The following is an 18,806-nucleotide window of genomic DNA, read 5'->3' on the forward strand; positions in this document are numbered from 1 at the left end:
ATCAAATCAGCGACCGGTCATTTCAAACAAATAGGGAACTGTTCAAAACTTTGACCCTCGCATCACCGGCTCAACGGCGCAACAATGAAATCGGATGCCGGACAGGGTTTTGCTGCACAGTATCTGGTTGACTGGAATTGAAGCTGGAGATCATCATGCCTCTTTTTGAAATCGAGACTGACGCGCACATCATCATCACCTGGGCGGACGATGAGAACGATGCACGCGATGTCGCCAAAGATTCCTACCCTGGGGAGAGCATTTTGCGACTGTCGAAACGTCCACGGAATAGCTGGGTGATCTCCAAAGGAGTGCTCGGCATCAAGATCAAAACGGATCCCTGCGGCGTCGCGAGAGACTGTTTGTCAAAAGCTTCAGGCGATAAAGTCCATGCAATCCGACTTTATATGCAACAAACAGGCGACGACCTGGAACAATCACGGAAAGTGATCGAAACCAACATGGTCATGGGTTGGTAAGCTTGGAGAGTCCAGTCGTTGACTGAATTCCATCACGACAAACCGATCGAGCTGCAAGCTGCAGCAATTGAGGCCCGGGAGTTTGCAGCTTGCCAATGAGCTCACTGATTCAACTTGAAAACATCGTCAAGAGCTACCGTTCGACAACGGCGCTCAACGGAGTCGACTTGTCAGTCGAGCCTGGTATCACGGGCTTGTTGGGCCCCAACGGTGCCGGCAAATCAACGCTGATCAAAATCATTTTGGGGCTGATCCGGGTCACGTCCGGATCGGGTGAAGTGCTGGGCTGTCGACTGTACCGCGACGGTCGGCGAATTCGCAACAAGATCGGCTACATGCCCGAAGACGATTGCTATATTCCCGGCATGAGCGGCATCGAAGTCGTCCAGTTCGCTGGCTCGCTATCCGGAATTCCTCCAACAGAAGCCTTGCGGCGCGGCCATGAGATTCTGGATTTTTGTGGCGTCAAACAGGAACGCTACCGCAACATCGAAACTTATTCGACAGGCATGCGGCAGAAGGTCAAGTTCGCGGCTGCGATCGTCCACGACCCGGAGTTCCTGATTCTCGACGAACCGACTTCCGGGTTGGATCCGGAAGAACGGGAGGCACTGTTGAATCGGATCAAAATTCTCAGCACGCAAAATGGCAAGTCCGTTCTACTTTCAACGCACATCCTTCCCGACGTTCAGCAAATCTGCGATCGGGTGATTATTTTGGCCAAGGGTCAGATCAAGCTCAACGATCGCCTGGAAGTTCTTAACCAAACGGTTTCGCCGACGGTGACGGTTCGCTTTGAGGGCGATCATGACTCGTTTGTTTCCAGCCTGGAGCGCGCGAGACTTCGGGCGACTGATCTCAACCGTTCCAACACACTGAAAATTGAAGGCGACATCGAAGACCTGACGGATCAGGTTTGGAAAGCCGCCAGTGCAGCCAACGTGGCGATTCACTCGCTGGTCCCAGCTCGCAATTCGCTTGAGGAAATCTTTATGCAAACTGTGCAGGAGGCTTCCGTTGCCAATTCATGATTTGGGATATCGCCCCTGGAAAGGCACGCTCGGCGGCGCGTTTTCGCGGACGCAAAGCATCGCTTATGCCGGGATCAAGCTGGTTGGAAAAAGCCGTTGGTTAAAACGGATCCTGATCGTTGCGTGGCTACCGGTGCTGTATTGGGGCATCGCGTTTTTCTTCGTGGGTCAGTCTCTCGAACAGCCTGTTGCGAGGAATCTTCCGCAGCAGGCCAAGGAGCTTGAAGGAGCAATCGAATCGGCGACCGGAAAGCAGTTGCCGAGCGACCAATCAATGTTGCAGCTCGATCGTGAAAGGGCTGCCAATCAAATTGAGCGGATGTTCAAGCGAGTTCCGAGAGTCCGGATGCTCGCGGACTCGATTCGCAATGCGGAAGACGACGTTCAAGCCCGGAACCGGATTTGGGCCTGGCTGTTGATGTGCTTCTTTCGTTACTCACAAGCCATTCTGATTTTGATGATCGTGGGCTTCGTCGCGCCGTCGCTGATCTCTCAGGACCTCAGGTCGCGGGCCTATCTGCTGTACTTTTCCCGGCCGATCGGCAAACTGGAATACATCTTTGGAAAACTCGCGGTGCCGGGCGCGTACATCATGTTCGTCTCCACGTTTCCCGCACTCATCCTGTACATCTTTGCGATTCTGATGTCTCCGTCGGCCGACGTGTTCTGGACGACCTGGGACATCCCGTTGCGGATCATCGTTTCAACAGTCGTCCTGATTGTTCCGACCGCTTCGCTGGCGCTGATGCTTTCATCGTTGACCGAGGAAAGCCGATATGCGAGTTTCGCCTGGTTTGCGACCTGGATTTTGGGTCATGGAGCCTGGATGGCGATCACGGTCGGCGAGGCGATTCGGCAGCATACTCGAGCCAGCGCCCAGAGCGTCGCGGAGAGTTCGATGGTGAAAACCTGGAGTCCGCTTTCGATCTACAACAACCTTGGCGATGTCCAAAGTTGGGTGTTTGGTTTTCGCAAGTTCTCCGAGATTTGGCCAGCGTTTACGGTTCTCACTGCGATCACAATCGTTGCATTGTTGGTTTTGTATCGTCGCGTTGCCGCGCCGTTGAGAGCGTAGGAATTGTCATGATCGAACTTCAACAGGTAACAAAACTTTACGGGACCGTGATCGGCGTCAACGAGATCAGTCTCTCGCTGGAACCGGGAACGTATGGATTGCTGGGCCCGAATGGTTCTGGCAAAACAACGCTGATCAACTTAATTCTTGGCCAACTAAAGCCCACGATGGGCAGCGTCCGTCTGTTTGGCGAAAACCCGTGGCGACGCAGTCGGCTGTTGCGAAACGTCGGGCACTGTCCGGCGTTGGAAATTTCGTACCCGCGAGTCACCAGTCTGCAATGGGTGACGTACATGGTGCAGATGCATGGTTTCGGATTTTCGGAGGCGCAGTTGCGGGCCAAGACGGCGCTCGACAAAGTCAAACTTACTCACGTCATGAATCGGCCCATGGTTGAGTACTCATTGGGCATGCGTCAGCGAGCCAAACTGGCTCAAGCGATTGCTCACGATCCCCAATTGCTGATCCTCGACGAGCCATTCAATGGCCTGGATCCGGTGGGACGTTTTGAGATGACAGAGTTCCTCAGAGAATGGGGCCGTGAAGGTAAGAGCCTTGTTCTGGCCAGTCACATTTTGCACGAAGTCGAAGCTGTGAATCCTTCATTCTTGCTGATCTACGGAAGCCGCCTGATGGCTTCGGGTTCGCCGGAGGAAGTTCGACGCATTCTGGCAAACTCGCCGAATACTTTGGTGATTCGAAGTTCCGATTCGCGAAAGTTGGTGAGTCTATTGTCTGCTGAATGTCCATTGGCGTCAGTCCGGTTTCGGTCCGATGATGAGATCGAGGTTGAAACAGAGTCGGCGTCAGAAGTGTGCCAAACGCTGACTCGAATCGTTAGTGATCAGAAGATTTCAATCCATGAGGTCACTTCGACCGACGAGTCACTCAAGGCGTTGTTCTCGACGTTGATGCGGATTCACCGCGGCGAGATGCAGAAGGGAGCCATCAATTGAAGAACTGGATCATTGGGGCTCTGGCAACCTGTCGTTTCGAAATGCAGCGGTCGTTTAGCATGCAGCGTCTGGCGTCATCGTTGGGCATGGTGCTGTTTCCACCGTTGATGCTCTGGATGATTATCCTTGGCGCGACACGAACGCAGGGAGCCGGCGAAGTCCTGGCTTACGTATTGTTCACGATTATTTTTCTCGTGGCACTGGTTTCGCTGCTCTCGCTATTGCTGTGGGCGACCCCGAACGTACATGGGGAAATCGAAGGCAAGACCTGGTCTTTTATTGCGATGCGGCCCGGTGGACGAATCTCGAATTTTCTTGGCAAGTACCTGACTGCGGTCATGGTTTCTTTTGCGACCGCGTTTCTGGCACTTACGCTGTGCGTCGTCGTCGCCAACCGATACGGGACTCTGGGCGGTGGTTCGGAGCCGTGGGAAAAGCTGGGAATCCTGACGGGAATTTTTGCAATCGCCTGTGTGGTTTACGGTGCGATCCTTTCAATGCTCGGCGCGTGGTTTACGAAGCGTGCGATGGTTGTGGGAGCCGGCTATCTGATCGGCGTCGAAACGATTCTTTCAGCTGTCCCGGCGGTGGTCAGCAGTTTCACGATGAGCTATCACCTGCGAAGGCTTGGAGAGCTTTGGCTGGGGTGGTTCTTGCCTGACAGCCAGCCTGAGTATGAGATGATTTTCGGTCCCGCCGGACCGGTTTGGTTTCACCTGCTCTGTCTGGGAATCGCTGCGGTTGCGGCGTTGTTGGTCGGCGGATTGATCGTCGTGAATCGTCAGTACGCGATGGGCGAAGAAGTTTAGCCGCCTCAAGGTTCGGCGAAATCGGATTTGAGCCCGAAAAATTCGGCCCAAATCATTGGCCCGCGATTTGCACTTCTGTCTTAATAGTGAACGCAGCGTTCTGTCGTTCTTGCGATATCGATTCGATAAGCTGAGGATGTAGACCGCGGGACGTTGCGTCGAGTCAAACTTTTGTGAACCAGAATTGAGATGAGAACAACCATGAATATGCGAAAAGGAATTTTGGCGATCGTTGCCCTGACGGCTTTCAGCTTTTACGCCGCTAACGCCGGCGCCCAAATCGTATCGGCAGGATACGGCCAAGGACTCAATATCGGAGGCCCGTACGGCGTCCAGTACGGTGGTGGCCATGGCTATCGAATCGGTCCTCCAAATGTCGGCGTGCAATACGGAGGAGGCCAGATCTTGCGATACGGCGTACCTCGTGCCGGTGTACGCATCGGCGGTGGCGAAGGCGTTCGCTTTGGCACGCCCAACATCGGCGTTCAGTACGGCGGTGGACAACTGCTCAGGTACGGGACGCCCAACGCAGGCGTTCGCATCGGCGGCGGAGAAGGTGTTCGAATTGGAACGCGAGGTTACGGAGTTCAATTCGGAACCGGGATGGGTCTGCAGATCGGCAGAATCTACCGGCGCGGTTGGTAACCAATGACGTTGATCATCGATGCCAAACCAAACTGGTATCGGTAGTGCTCGCTTCAGCGCCGGAGTCCGCAGAGCTCCGGCCGAAGTGTGGTACGACGGTCTTGCGCGACAGGCTCGATTGCGATCCTTCAAGTCGCTACCAAGTGCCAGCACATTTCGCTGCACATGCTCAAAGTTGAGAGTGCTGGCAGAATCGTTTTCACGCTGCAGCGATTCGCGATTCGCAAAATCTTCAGGACAAGCGTCCATCGCTTCGCCGGCTTCAGCGCTGGTATGGCGACATGAACTGGCGAAAACAAAACAGTTCCGAAAAAACTGAACTGAAGAAAACCTGACTGCTGCGGAATGAAAGATAGGCAACATTGAGGTTTTGGCAGCTTTGATATTGCCGCTTCGGTCGAGACTCAGCTACTCTTCGCGCCCTGCGTTTTGTACTGACCCGATGCTCCAGTTCCATGAACACAACGACAAGATCGCAATCCGCCAAGACTCTGCTGATGTTTGCGCTGACAATGTGCGCGATGGCATTCGGCCTGAGTCCTGTTGCGGCTCAAGAATCCAGCGTCGACATCACTGAGCCGAGTAGAATCACGGACAGCTTGATCAGTCGTAGCGAACTAAATCGATTGCTGAATCAGCCGGTTCGCGACGCGAATCCTTTGCGGCAAACAGAACCGATGGCGAAACCTCTGCCGCAGCCAGTTCCCAGCCAGCCGCCTATACTGAATCCGATTGTCGACTCTCAGGTTCAGCCCACGACTTGGCAAAGTCAGGAACCACAAGTTGAACCGCCACAGTCAGATCAAGCGAGCGACGCTGTTGCTGAAGCGGTCGCTGCCGACGACCCGATTGCTGAATTCGGACCGATGCCCAGCCCGGCGATGCAGAGCTTCCACCATAAGCTGGACATGCTGCTCGAGATTCCGATCGAGCAACTCAAAGATGAAATCGCAGCCCGCCGCGCGACAATCAAGACGTCTCTCGGCTTCGACGAGGATGCCAAAAAAGATCGACTTCGACATATCGAAATCGCTGAAACAGCTGCGGCGCAAGCAACACAAAACGTGGCGAAGAAGGACGAGCTGCAGAATCGCGTCATCAACTTGAACAAGGAACTGGAGTCGCTGAGACTGGAGTCGAAGAAACCAGCCGAACCTGATCCGGTCGACCGGAGCCTGGAAGTTGCTGCGATGCAGTCGATTCTGGGACAACTTCAGGCGGAACTTGCACAGTCGACGACTAACGTTCGCAAGATTCAGGAACGGATTCAGCAGCGAGACGATCGAATGGCTCGCATTCCAAATGAACGTCTGCAGAGCCGCAACGAAGTCACCAAGTTGCATGAAGAGTTCTTGCAAAAACAGGCCACGGGAACTGAAGAAATCGAAGTTTTGCTCGCGATCAAGGCTCGTGAACTGGCCGAAAACACCAACGCGCAACTGCTCGATCAGGAAGCCAGCTGGCACGATCTATCGCAAGAACTGCTGCCGCTGAGCAAGACGATTCATCAGCGCGAGGTCCAGCGACTGGAACACGAAATCAACGCCTGGAATAAAGCGATTGCTGGGCGAAAACAGGCCGAGCTTGAGAAACAGATTCAGGTCGCGAGACAGGCTGCCGTTGAAACTCACGCCGCGTTGAAGGACTTTTCCCGGCAAACGACTGAACTGGCTCAGGCTCGCGCCGATCTGGCTGAAAAGATTGGGAAGCTACAAAACGACAAGCTGAAAGTCAGCAAGCAACAGAGCGAAGTTCACGATCAGAAAGATAGTCTGGAAAACTCTATCCGTGAGGTTGGAAAGGACGGCAGTCGCGACCTGCTGATTCAGGTGCATCGAAATCTGATCCGACCGTACGAAGGCATGGCCAAGATTCGACGAATGGAAGCGAGACTTCGCCAAACACGCGGCACGATTCTGAAACTAAGAGCCGAGCAGGAGCTCGTTGCCGACGCGCAAGCATTCATTCGTGACCATCTAAAAATTGAACACGATGTTCCCGTTGCCGACACAACGCTGATTGCGATGGCAGAGGAAGCCGTCGAAACGCATCGACAGCAGTTGACGGAACTGGAACGCGACAATACGCAGTTTCAAAAGCTGCTATTGGAAGTTCTGCCTGAACGAAAACTTTTGCTGGAAGAAATTTCCGCGACTCGCGAATTGGTCGACACTCACGCCTTGTGGGTGCAGAGTGCTGATCCGATGAGCCTGGAGCTGCTATCGAAGTCTTCCGATGGAGCGAAAGAGTTCTTTGAGTACACGCAGTGGCGTGAGCTTGGACAATCGATCGTTGGCCGAGTCACCAACCGTCCGTACGAATGCGCCGTCGGGCTGTTGGGCCTGATGGTCGCATTTGTGGTCGGAAGAAAGTTCAAAGGATAAGCCATGGCATCTGGAAACATCAATCATCCTTTGGCCGATGACATCCGTGCATTTTCACGTTTTGGTCCGGCAATTGCCAGCGCGATTCACACATTCTGCAATGCGCTCCTGCTGCCGCTACTATTGGCGATTCTCGCGTGGCAGATGGCTCCAGCCTATGAATTGATGACGCTCAAAGGCAGCGTGCACCACGCGATTATTGTGATCGTGCCGATGTTGTTCATGTCGATGCTGTTGCTGAAAACGTTCAAGCCTGACGGGCTTGCGGAGAAACATTTCGGATGGTCAAAATCGCTCTGCCGCGGAATTCATGCGGGCATGAGATGCTTTGTCTGGCTGGTGTTGCCGCTGAAGTTCTTCTGCGAGTCGCTGGGGACATTTCAAAACGGAGCCTGGTACGATTCGCTGGGGCGACTGTTCTTTCTGGCGACGCTTACCGCGATTTCGATGGCGCTCTACCTGATCTGTCGCGGCGTCAATCAGTGGCGAGATACAGTCCTGGAAACACAGGGGCTGGCAAGGACACGTGCTCAACGACGCCAGTATCGTGAAAGCCTGCTCAACGGCGGTCCAATCGATGTTGAAATGCTCAGCGCTGACACCTGGAAAGCAACACTCAGAAGGCTTCTGTTGCTCGGCGTTTCCCTGGTGCCAATGATCTTGGTCGGGCTGTCGATTTCGGGCTATCACTTTACGTCGATGCAAATGACAAAGCGGGGAATCTGGTCGACCCTGTTAGCAGGCTTGATCGCGATCATCGCGGGACTTATCAGTCGCATGCTGTTGGTGACTCAGTTTCGAGTCAAGCTTCGTCAGCTGAAGCGAAACGACACAGGGCACATCGGCGAAGACGAATCGATCAACATCTCGGAGATCTCGACTCAGGTCAATCAGCTTTTGAGAGCGACCGCGATTGTGGCGATGGTCGTGATCGGTTGGCACATTTGGTCAGAAGTTTCTCCCACCATTCGGTTCCTGGACAGCGTCGAACTTTGGGATGCAGAGAACCATAAAGGCGAGCTTAAAACTTACACTGGAAGCCACATGCTGATGGCGATTGGGACGCTATGCATTACCTGGGTGCTTAGCCGAAATCTGCCTGGATTATTGGAACTGACGCTGATCGATCGGCTGCCATTCGACAAAGGCGGACGATATGCGATCTCGTTCGTTGTCCGCTATCTGGTTGGATTGCTGGGGATTTTACTGGCTTGCAAGATCGTCGGATTTTCGTGGAACAGCGTCCAGTGGCTTGCCGGAGCACTGGCCTTGGGCTTGGGCTTTGGGCTGCAGGAGGTCTTCGCAAATCTCGTTTCCGGAATCATTATTCTGATCGAGCGACCGATTCGAGTCGGCGATTTTGTAACCATCAACGGGACCACTGGTCACGTCGCACAAATGCAACTGCGGGCGACAACCATTCGTGACCTGGACATGCGTGAGCTAATCATTCCGAACAAGAAGTTCATCACAGAGGACGTGATGAACTGGACTTTGAGCGATCAGTTGTCTCGTCTGATCGTGAAAGTCGGCGTCGCGTACGAGTCGGATACTCAACTGGTTCAGGACACACTGCTGTCGATCGCGAAAAAGCATCCGCTGGTGCTGCATCGTCCACAACCGGTGGTCGTTTTTGGTCAGTTTGGTGATTCGACGCTAAATTTTGAATTACGAGTGATCGTTCCGAAACGTGACCTGTTCCCCCAGGTTCAGCATGAATTGAACATGGCAATCAACGCCGAATTTCGCGCCAAAGGAATCGAGGTTGCGTTTCCACAACGAGAGATTCGCGTCAGAACAGAAGCGATGGCAAGCAATCCAGTTCTGGAACGTAAAGCGAGCTAGGCATCGCAATGGATGGCGAAAAATCAACTTCGCTGAAATGGTTGTGGTGCATTGTCCTTGCGCTTCCGTCGTTGCTTCCGCTGGCGATGCACTTTCACTTCGCCAACAGCGCCGACGAATTCGGAACCGGGTTCATCCAGAACGACCAGCCCTACTACATGGCGAATGCCCGCGAGCATTTTGACGCCGGTAAAATTTCGCTTACCTACAAAAACCCGAACGACTGGCGGCGCGACAGCCCGAGAATCTACTTCCAGCCGCAGACGCTGTTTCTAGGATTCGTGCAGAAGTTCACAGGCGCCGATCCGGCATTGATCTTTGCGATCTTCGGATTCGTTTTTGCCGTACTGACAGTCCGCGTCGCGTGGTCGCTGCTGCTTGAGTTCGTTCCCAGAGCCGATGATTCGTGGTTTGCGAATCTGGCAATGTTTATCTGGGGAGGTGGCCTCTTCGCCGTGGCTGGATTGGCAACGATGTTGATTGCTCCACAGTCGGACCTGGCTCTCTACGATTACCTGACGATGTACGATCCGTTTCAGGGCTGGTGGTTTCTCAACCTGGGACGCAATTTGGTGTTTCCGATGGAAGCCTGGTATCACTTTCTGTTCCTTGGCGGTGCATTGATGTTGGCGCGAGGCAAACACTTTGCGGCGATCGCAATCGGGCTGCTGATCTCCATTTCGCATCCGTTCACTGGTGTCGAATTTTTGGCCATCATGACGGCTTGGCTTTTTTTGGAACGCATCTTCTGGCAGCAAAAGTCAACTTCATGGATCAGCATTGCCGCCTCGTTGGTACTGCTTGTTTTGCACGTCGGCTACTACCAGGTTTGGCTGGGAACTTTTCCAACTCACCGCGAGTTACACGAAGTCTGGGAACTGGCTTGGGAGCTGAAAGCCGTCGACATGATCCTGGGCTATGGACTGGTTGCCGCGTTTGCATTTTGGACCTGTCGAAGTTCGACACAGTCGGCAAGCTTTCTGTCGCAGTCGAAACATCGCTTGCTGGTCGTCTGGTTCGCCGTGGCGTTTCTTTTGGCCAACCATGAGTTCTTCATGAAGTCCGTTCAGCCGTTACATTTCACTCGCGGCTACGTCTGGATGCCGCTATTCCTGATCGGAGCATCCTCGCTGCAACGATTGACGCAATACTTTAATGATCGTGGTCCGTTCAAGTACGCGACCTGGGTTCTGGTCCTGCTGATGTTGCTGGACAACGCCACGTGGCTGTCGGTATGCTCAATTGACGGGCGACACAATTCGGCTCATTCCAAAACTGACTTTCGCGCCGTCATGGCGGTTCTCAATGAGGCTCCCCGTGAAACTACAAATGAGAAGCTGGTTGTCGTCAGTAATTCAAGGCTGCTCAGTTACCTGGCCACGACCTACACGCCGCACGACGCATTCTGTGGCCACGGCTACCTGACACCGGATGTGCAACAGAGCGAACGGAAAGTCTCAGCACTCATTTCGGGTGGGGCGTTCATTGAATCGCTTGATGGATATCCGCAGCTGGTCGTGCTGGATTTCAATGGTCCGTCGGTCGACACGAAAACCGCCGCAGAGACCAAAAATCGCCTCCGAACGTGCTACGAGGAAAACGGCTACGAAGTCGCGGAGCTTGAAAGCTCGGATTCGTTCGCTGTTTTTCAATGCACGCCAGCAGTCTCCCGCCAGCAACTTGGCAACTCAGACGAAAACTGACAGAATTGGTGCAAAGGATGCTTTGCCCAAGGAGGGATTCGTTGCCCGCGCTGCTAAAAAAACGCAAGCTTGAGTTTGAAGGATTTGGACCTTCAATTTTGTCTGCCGTTGCGCGCGAAAGACTCGACGACTCGCCAGTTCCAAAAGACCGCATGCAAGCTCGGGCGATGCTGCATGATCAATGCCCGATCACACCTGGAGTCTACGGGTGGCTCGATAACAACAACCAGATTTGCTACGTCGGGAAATCCAAATGTCTGCGAAAACGATTGTTGTCATACTTTGCCAAAACCCCTGCTGACAAGAAGACCGTGCGCATCGTCCAGCACAGCCACCGTCTGGTTTGGGAGCCGGTTTCCCATGAGCTGTTGGCTCTGATTCGCGAGCAGGAGCTGATCTATCGTTGGCGTCCGGAATTCAACACGCAAGGTCAGCCCGTCAAACGTCAGCCTGCGTTTTTGTGCATCAGCGGCGGCGTGGCGCCCAACGTCTTCTTCACGCGACGGGTGACACCGAAAGCCCAGTTTTCAATCGGGCCGATTTCGGGGACGGGCAGATTGCGTGCAGCCGTCGAGAGCATGAACCAGATTTTTCGCTTGCGAGACTGCCCTGACAAAACACCGTTCTCATATAACGAACAGATGCAACTGTTCGATAACCCGTCATCTGCCAAGTGTATTCGCTACGAATTGAACTCTTGCCCGGGCCCCTGTGCAGGGCTTTGCGATCGCAAAGACTATTTGGGAAACATGCAACAGGCGATGGACTTTTTGCTTGGCGGCGTGACCTCGAAGCTGACTCTGGACCGGTTGCAGGACGAAATGAAAGCGGCGTCTTTATCGCACAGTTTTGAACGGGCGGCCGTGCTGCGAGATCACTTTCTTAACTTACGCTGGCTGGCGCGGCGATTAAAACAGCTGGAATCGGCGCAGCAGAAACTCAACGGCGTCCTGCCAATCACCGGCAAGAACTATCAGAAACTGTGGCTGATCCTGCGCGGCGGCAGACTGGTTGGATCCGCCGCGGCTCCACGTGATCGAAAACGAAAAGAGCAGGCGGTCGAAAAACTGGAAGCAATCGAGGAAAAGGACTTTGGCCTGCCAACAAACCTGATGGAAATGAACATGCAGATGATCATGATGTCTTGGTTCCGCAAATATCCAAAGTACAAGCAGCAGTTGAAGTCATTCGACGAGGCCATCGAGACCTGCAAACGGCCATCTGCGTAGTCGGCAGTTCGCTCAAGAGTCAGCCGACGGGCTCAGTCGTGCAGCCCGACACAGCTGCATCTGGATCAGCATCGAATCAATGATCGCCATTCCGGATCCGATTTTTCTGCGTGCTTTCCCGAGCCAGCGTCTACGTCGGAGAAATTACTACCGCTTCGGTCGCTCACCCGCGGAATTTTCAAAAATATCGGTGTCCATCTGTGTACATCTGTGGCCAAGTCATATCATGGGTCGTTTGATTCAACTTCGGCCAAGTAACTAAATCCCCCATGACCGTTCGCACCCGATTCGCTCCTTCTCCAACTGGCTACCTCCACATCGGCGGAGTCCGCACCGCACTGTTTAATTGGTTGCTCGCACGACAGGCCGGCGGGCAGTTTATTTTGCGGATCGATGACACCGATCAGAAACGCAATCAGGAAGAAGCTCTCCAACCGATCCTTGACGGTTTCCGCTGGCTGGGACTGGATTGGGACGAAGGCCCGGAAGTCGGCGGCCCGCACGGACCGTATTTTCAGTCCGAGCGATTGGACAAGTATCAGGCCGCGGTAGAGAAACTGCTGGCGTCAGGGCATGCGTATCGCGATTTTTCCAAGCCGGAAGAGTTTCAGGCCGAGCGTGAAGCTGCTGACAAAGCGAAACAGCAGTTTCAGTACAGCCGCAAATGGATGGCGGAGACCGACGAAGAAGCGGCAGCTTTGGAAGCCGAAGGCCGCAAGTGCGTTGTCCGCCTGAAGATGCCGCGCGAGGGAGTCTGTGAGTTCCAGGATCATGTTCGCGGCGAAATGTCGATCGAGTGGGCCACTGAATCCGATCATGTGATCCAACGAGCCAACGGGACGGCAACGTATCACTTGGCGACCGTGGTCGACGATCACGATTTCGAAATCACGCACGTCATTCGCGCGGTCGAGCACCTTTCCAATACGCCGCGGCAGATTTTCATCGCGCAATCGCTGGGCTATGACTTGCCAGAGTACGCCCACATTCCGTTTGTCGCCGAACCGGGAAGCAAGAAGAAACTGAGTAAGCGTGACATCGAGAAATATCTCAACAACAAGGACTTCAAACGATTGTACAACTCTGGAGCCACAATCGCTCAACGGATCGGTCTGGAAATCAGCCCGGCGACTTTCAACCCGGTGCTGGTGGATTTCTACGAACAATCGGGCTTTCTTCCTGACGCGATCAACAACTACTTGCTGCTACTCGGTTGGTCACTGGACGATTCTACGGAGGAGTTTACGCGCGAAGAGATGATCGAGAAATTCTCTCTCGACCGGATTGTGAAAGCGCCTGCCAGTTTTGACCCGCAGAAGCTTACTGCGTTTCAGGGCCGACACTTCAACGATCTGCCCATCAAGCGCAAGATCAAAATGTGCATTCCGTATTTGCAAAAAGCTGGCTTGCTGCCCGATCCGGTTGACTGCGACGTTTCGGTAATTACCCAAGTCATCGAAGCCGCCGGCGACCGACTGGTGATGGCCGGTGATATCCTGAATTTTGACGATTTCTTCCGACCCGATGGGTGGGAACTGGAATACAACGAAAAAGCATTTCAAAAGCGTTTGGTAAAACCAGAGAATGCGCCGGCGCTACTGGGCAAATGCCGTGACATGCTAATTGAGACGCCCGCCTACGATGCAGAATCGTTGGAAGCTGCCCTCAAACAGTGGTGCGAGGACGAAGGCATCGGAATCGGCGACATTATTCACGCGTTGCGAGTTGGCGTAACGGGCAAGGCCGCCGGCTTTGGCATGTTCGACATTCTTGCAATACTCGGCAAGGAGAAAGTCACCGAGCGGATCGATCAGACATTGGCAAAGCTGAAATCTGCCTAGATTTATCCACAGTCGATCAACGCCGTTCGATTCAGGTACGATCGCAAGCGATTGAGTCACGTACATCCAAAGACTCAATCGCTGAACTTCGGTCTGTTTCACGCCTGACGGTCGCGATAGACGATTTTTATGATTGCGGGCAGGAGCACCAGGTCGCCTAGCAACGCGGCCATCATGGTCACGATTGTCAATTCAGCGAATCGCTTCGTCGGCACAAAGCTGGAGTTCAACAGGATCAGCAACATACCGCAGACAATCAAAACGGTTGTCAGCACGATTGCCCGACCGCTACCGCGAGCCGTCCTTTTAATCGCGGTCATCAACTGACCATCGAGAGAATACTCTCCGTGGAATCGCGCCAAAAAGTGAATGGTGTCATCGACTGCAATCCCCAAACCGATCGCAAACACCGTCACATTGGCCGCGTTCAAATCGTAGCCACGCAATCCCATATAGCCCAAAGTAAACAAGAGCGGAGTGACGTTTGGAAGAATCGAAATCAATCCAAACTTCACCGATCGGAAAAAACAGGCCAATACAACGAAAATTGCCAAGGACGCAATGACCAGGGAAACAAATAGCTCCGACACAAACCCGTCGAGCGCGTGCAAGTCATGGTAGCCTTCGCCAGTCAACCTGGTTCGCACTCCCACATCGGGCGGAAACTCTCTCGCCAACGCCGCTTCCAGTTCCGCCATCAGCTCACGGCCACGGCGCGACCCAAGATCGGTGAGGCTCAGCAGAATCCTTCCCGCGGACTCATCCCGCGTCAGATACAACTTCAAGTCCGAACTTCCACGCTTCTTCTGCAACCCGTAACGTATCCGATCGAGTCGTTGAAGCGTGTTGGTATCATCCGCGACATCCGCTTCGGTAAAAAACGCTTTCTCTCCCGGCACAAATGCATCGGCTAACTCAAAGATTGTTGCCCAGGAGGTTACATGCGAAATTTCTTCATGGCCTTCGAACTGTTCTGTAATTCTTCGAACCCGGTTGAACAAATCGGGAGTCGTCAGCAGCTCTGGGTTGTCGGTCTCAAGGATCACTTCGGCTTGAATGAAGCCTCCCAATTTTTCTTCAATCAACGACATTGATCGTACGGCGGGACTGTCTTTGTCGATCGTTTCCACCAAAAACGAATTCAGTTCGACACCACTAAAACCGGGAAATCCAACCGCTGCAGCGATGGCGACGCTGGCAGCCAGTAGCGAGACCACGACTGCGATCCATGGACGTTGTGCAGAAAAAACGCAGACTCTTTCCGCAAATCGATTTTCAATCGCGGCCCCTTCGTTCTGGTACATGGCAGGCGCCCGGAACCAGATTCCCAAGGCTCCAAAGACAGCGATCAAGGCAACGTAAATCAACGCCAGCCCCATCGCCGATTGCCAACCAAACCCACGCAGGACATACGAACTGGTGAACAGCAGGCTAAGGAAACCAAGCGCGGTTGTCAGCGTCGTCAACAAGCACGACGGAATCATATGCGCCATGGTGCGTTTGAGTGCGACGCCACGATCGTCGGACCGGGCATGTTCCTCGGCATAGCGGCTCAGGATGTGCACGCAATTTGAAACTCCAATCACCAACAGAATGATCGGCATCACATTCGTGATCACGTTGATTGGTTCCTCGGCCCAGGCAAGGGCGCCGATTGTCCAGGCCAATCCGATTCCCAGAGCAACGCCGGGCAACGCAATCGCGGCTGAACATCGAAACAGAAAAATTAAAACGATGCCAAAGAAAACAGCCGCGATTGGAATCAGATACGTCAAATCGGTTTTCAACAAATCGATAATGCTGACTCGAACAAACGGCAGGCCGCTCAAGTGAGTCTCGAATCCGCTGGGGCAAGGATGTTCGCGCAAGATTGCTTCAATAATCTCGACAACTTCAGCAATTTCGTCGATCTTCTCGTCATCCTCATGCAAGAAAGCCGCGATGGCCGTAAGACGCATGTCCTCACTGATGACGCGCCCCTTGAACTGCTCGACTTCCGCGACGGTCTTCCTCAGCTTCGCCGCCGATTCGTCTGTGTGATTTCGAGTTTCGAACAGCCACTTGTATTGTTTGCCATCGAAAAAGGAAATCTTGTTCGGCAAACGAATGGTCGCCAGCCCTTTGGCTTTCAAGATCCGCGGTTCTTTCAGCAACGCCCTGGTAACGTCGTACTGCCAACTGAGCGCTTCGGGCAGAAAAACGTCGTCTTCGCCCGTGGCCGCCAGGGCGATCACGATAAATCGCGTTTCACCGCCAAAGGTATCGTCGGATCGAGCAGCAACCGAAGCTTCATCGCCCGCCAGCAGCATTTCCGGTGAGAAATCGAAAGTGATCTTCGAGGCCCAGGGGATGGCGAACAGAAGCGTCAAAAAGAGTACGACAAGGACGAGGACTCGCCGCTGTACGATCACCCCCGCGATCCATCGGGATAGTCCACCGTTCTCTTCCATCTCAAGCTGACCTTTTCTCGATTCTCGAAGAAATGACTATCCGACTCTGCCACTTTCCGTGTGGCCGTTCTGGCTGCGATACACGACTGGCCCAATGAGCTCTGCTCGCTTGTCGGAATGGGCAGGATATCGTTTTTACCCTGACTCTTCAATCGAAGGCGCTCGCCTTCTGCGTGCGGCTCCGTTGGCCGGTCAGCCCGGTTTGACGACGGCACAGATTTTCATCCCGGCTTTCCTGGATGTTGAAATTTCGACGTCTGATTCAGCTACAATTTGGGTTCTTAAGTTCTGATACCTGTTGCCAACGGACCAAATCGGCTCAACGCCAAGGGTCGTGGCAACGACATTTTCGCTCAGCGTTCAGTAAACCTATCCGGTTGCCTGATCAACAACCCTGACACTATTTTGAACTGAAGGAACGACGAGTGAAACAAGCTGCGCAAGCGAGGGAAGTAGATGTGCTTGTTGTCGGCGCGGGCGTGGCAGGATTGAGCGCAGCAACAGCTGCGGCCTGGTCGGGAAAATCGGTAGTTCTCATTGAGAAATCCGACACGATCGGAGGCACAGCCGCCATCGCCAATGGAAGTATCTGGATTCCCAACAACGACCCTGCGATCGCCAACGGGTTCACATGCGATCTGGAAAGCCAGGTCCGTTTCATACTCAGCGAGTGCTGGGATGGCTTTGACGAAAGCCAAAAATGGTGTGGCGTCAGCAAGGAAACTTTCCTGCGAGTCGATCGCTACGTCAAGTCTGGCCTTCGTGTCGCCCGTGACCTGACGAATACTCGCGTGCAAACTTTCACGCAGTTGGACAAGATTTTCAAGCGGTACTTTTTTTCGACAAAAGACTCGGTCGATTCCGTTCGGCAGGCGCTCGGCCCAAATCATTCACGATCGGATGACGAACTGGCGAAAGCGGCTTGCTCTTCGTGGGACTACCATTGGGAAAACAAATTCAACAAGGTCCCTTATGGCAAACATATTTGGGCAGCGTTCGATCTGCGACTGGCAGGCAAGTTTTTCTTTTCCGGTTTTAGAAAACACCTTTGGCACATCGTTCAAAACATGGTGTCGATTCGCAGCCTTTCCTCCCTGGCGGATCAAATCCCCAACCTTTTTACAAAGTTCTGGGGTTTCGGCAGTGGCCTGATTCTTGTCGAGCGATTTCGCAAACATCTGGATCGCCAAAAGGTTCCGATACTGAAACGTCACGAACTGGTGGCTGTTGCGACGAATGGAGATCGAGTCACATCTGTCGATGTGCAAACTGCGGATCGGCAAACATTGACTTGGAAAATTCGCGACGCGCTGATCATTGCCAGCGGCTGCTTCTCCCATCAGCTCACCGGCGACGGCGTTCAAGATTCCTATTCGGTCAAATCATCTTGCGTTGCCCCGGGGAACGATGGAGACGCGATTCGGATTCTGAAAAACGCTGATGTTCAAGTCAATCAAAACCCGCGTCCGGTGCTGGCTCAGACAGTAATACAGCTGGCCAAGGAGAAGAACGCGATTTCTCATGAGCCCGTTTTCTACTTTTACGGCGATAGTTTCTTCCTGGTCGATCGCCATGGACGCCGCGTGATGAACGAAAAGCTGACATACCACGATCGGGCACAGCACCATGTTGGCAATGCGGAACAGGAGTTTCTGTTTCTTGTTTGCGACCGCCGATTCAAAGAGCGATACTGGGGGCTCGGCATCGCAGTGCCGTTCGATCAAAAACACATGATTGTTGGCAACAACGAATCAACACTGCACGAAGAAATTGATCGAGAGCTGAGAGACAACGATTGCGACTTTCGACTGGCAGACAATTTTTCAGCCAACTTGCGTGAAACAAAAATAGCGTTCAACGAATTTGCACGCACCGGAGACGACCGCGAATTTGGCCGCGGGAAAAATGCTTTTGACGTTCTCGGATACATGAAACCGGATCGCGACCACGACGCTCCTTCCCGCAGCATGCAGCCGCTGGCAGGCGAAGAACTCTACGCCTGCATTTACGGACTCTCGACATTCGGGACTCATGGCGGGCTGGTTTGCGACGAAGACTCGCGCGTTCTGAATTCAGCTGGCGATCCATGGAACAACCTGTACGCGGTCGGGACTTGCGCCGCAAGTTTCCTCAACGGTCACTATCCGTCGCATGGCATGTCGATTGGCACAGGAATGGTTTTTGGTTACCTGGCCGGTTTGCATGCGACTTCGAACACGAAACGGCTGTAACACTTTTCCAGAACTTTCGCTGTTCATTTAGACAGATTCATTTCGAACTCAACTGCGGGAATCAATTCCGCTTTACTTCACCGATCAAACGCCTCGTTTCTTGATCGGTGTTTACCGCAATTCAACTT

14 protein-coding genes are annotated in these 18,806 nt (G+C 53.5%); 13 read left to right on the top strand and 1 reads right to left on the bottom strand.

Features of this window, described 5'->3' with window-relative positions:
- Positions 1-155: 155 nt before the first annotated feature.
- From MFFC18_RS17555 to gltX, 11 genes are all read left to right on the top strand, one after another.
- Positions 156-479, top strand: a complete 324-nt coding sequence (locus tag MFFC18_RS17555; RefSeq protein WP_075083108.1) for a DUF6793 family protein — start codon at positions 156-158, stop codon at positions 477-479.
- Positions 480-574: 95 nt separating this feature from the next.
- On the top strand, positions 575-1,510 hold the full coding sequence (locus tag MFFC18_RS17560; RefSeq protein WP_075083054.1) for an ABC transporter ATP-binding protein: 936 nt from the start codon (positions 575-577) through the stop codon (positions 1,508-1,510).
- On the top strand, positions 1,497-2,585 hold the full coding sequence (locus MFFC18_RS17565) for an ABC transporter permease (protein WP_157665067.1): 1,089 nt from the start codon (positions 1,497-1,499) through the stop codon (positions 2,583-2,585). Before MFFC18_RS17560 ends, MFFC18_RS17565 begins: the two co-directional genes overlap by 14 nt.
- 8 nt (positions 2,586-2,593) lie before the next feature.
- Positions 2,594-3,541, top strand: coding sequence for an ABC transporter ATP-binding protein (locus MFFC18_RS17570; protein ID WP_075083052.1), 948 nt, complete (start codon positions 2,594-2,596; stop codon positions 3,539-3,541).
- On the top strand, positions 3,538-4,350 hold the full coding sequence (locus tag MFFC18_RS17575; RefSeq protein ID WP_075083051.1) for a hypothetical protein: 813 nt from the start codon (positions 3,538-3,540) through the stop codon (positions 4,348-4,350). Before MFFC18_RS17570 ends, MFFC18_RS17575 begins: the two co-directional genes overlap by 4 nt.
- A gap of 201 nt (positions 4,351-4,551) precedes the next feature.
- Positions 4,552-4,995: a hypothetical protein gene (locus MFFC18_RS17580; protein WP_148618957.1), complete on the top strand. Its 444-nt coding sequence runs from the start codon at positions 4,552-4,554 to the stop codon at positions 4,993-4,995.
- A gap of 455 nt (positions 4,996-5,450) precedes the next feature.
- Positions 5,451-7,379: a coiled-coil domain-containing protein gene (locus tag MFFC18_RS17585; protein ID WP_075083048.1), complete on the top strand. Its 1,929-nt coding sequence runs from the start codon at positions 5,451-5,453 to the stop codon at positions 7,377-7,379.
- Between the two features lie 3 nt (positions 7,380-7,382).
- Positions 7,383-9,224, top strand: coding sequence for a mechanosensitive ion channel domain-containing protein (locus tag MFFC18_RS17590; RefSeq protein WP_075083047.1), 1,842 nt, complete (start codon positions 7,383-7,385; stop codon positions 9,222-9,224).
- An 8-nt stretch (positions 9,225-9,232) separates the two neighbouring features.
- Positions 9,233-10,927 carry a hypothetical protein gene (locus MFFC18_RS17595; protein ID WP_075083046.1) on the top strand — a complete coding sequence of 565 codons (1,695 nt, stop codon included), beginning with the start codon at positions 9,233-9,235 and terminating at the stop codon, positions 10,925-10,927.
- Between the two features lie 41 nt (positions 10,928-10,968).
- The gene (locus MFFC18_RS17600; protein ID WP_075083045.1) at positions 10,969-12,156 is read left to right on the top strand and encodes a GIY-YIG nuclease family protein; all 1,188 of its coding nucleotides are present in this window, start codon (positions 10,969-10,971) and stop codon (positions 12,154-12,156) included.
- 269 nt (positions 12,157-12,425) lie between these two features.
- A complete protein-coding gene (gene gltX, locus MFFC18_RS17605) occupies positions 12,426-13,997 on the top strand; it encodes a glutamate--tRNA ligase (RefSeq protein ID WP_075083044.1) in 1,572 nt (523 codons plus the stop codon).
- A 98-nt stretch (positions 13,998-14,095) separates the two neighbouring features.
- On the opposite strand, the gene MFFC18_RS17610 is transcribed toward gltX, so the two are convergent.
- Positions 14,096-16,447, bottom strand: coding sequence for an efflux RND transporter permease subunit (locus tag MFFC18_RS17610; RefSeq protein WP_075083043.1), 2,352 nt, complete (start codon positions 16,445-16,447; stop codon positions 14,096-14,098).
- A gap of 94 nt (positions 16,448-16,541) precedes the next feature.
- Between MFFC18_RS17610 and MFFC18_RS17615 the strand changes: the two genes are divergently transcribed.
- On the top strand, positions 16,542-16,739 hold the full coding sequence (locus MFFC18_RS17615; protein ID WP_148618958.1) for a hypothetical protein: 198 nt from the start codon (positions 16,542-16,544) through the stop codon (positions 16,737-16,739).
- Positions 16,740-16,872: 133 nt separating this feature from the next.
- Positions 16,873-18,678, top strand: a complete 1,806-nt coding sequence (locus MFFC18_RS17620; protein ID WP_075083041.1) for an FAD-dependent oxidoreductase — start codon at positions 16,873-16,875, stop codon at positions 18,676-18,678.
- The last annotated feature ends 128 nt before the right edge of the window (positions 18,679-18,806 follow it).

The sequence above is a fragment of the Mariniblastus fucicola genome, assembly GCF_008087665.1.
GTDB classification, from domain to species: Bacteria; Planctomycetota; Planctomycetia; order Pirellulales; family Pirellulaceae; genus Mariniblastus; species Mariniblastus fucicola.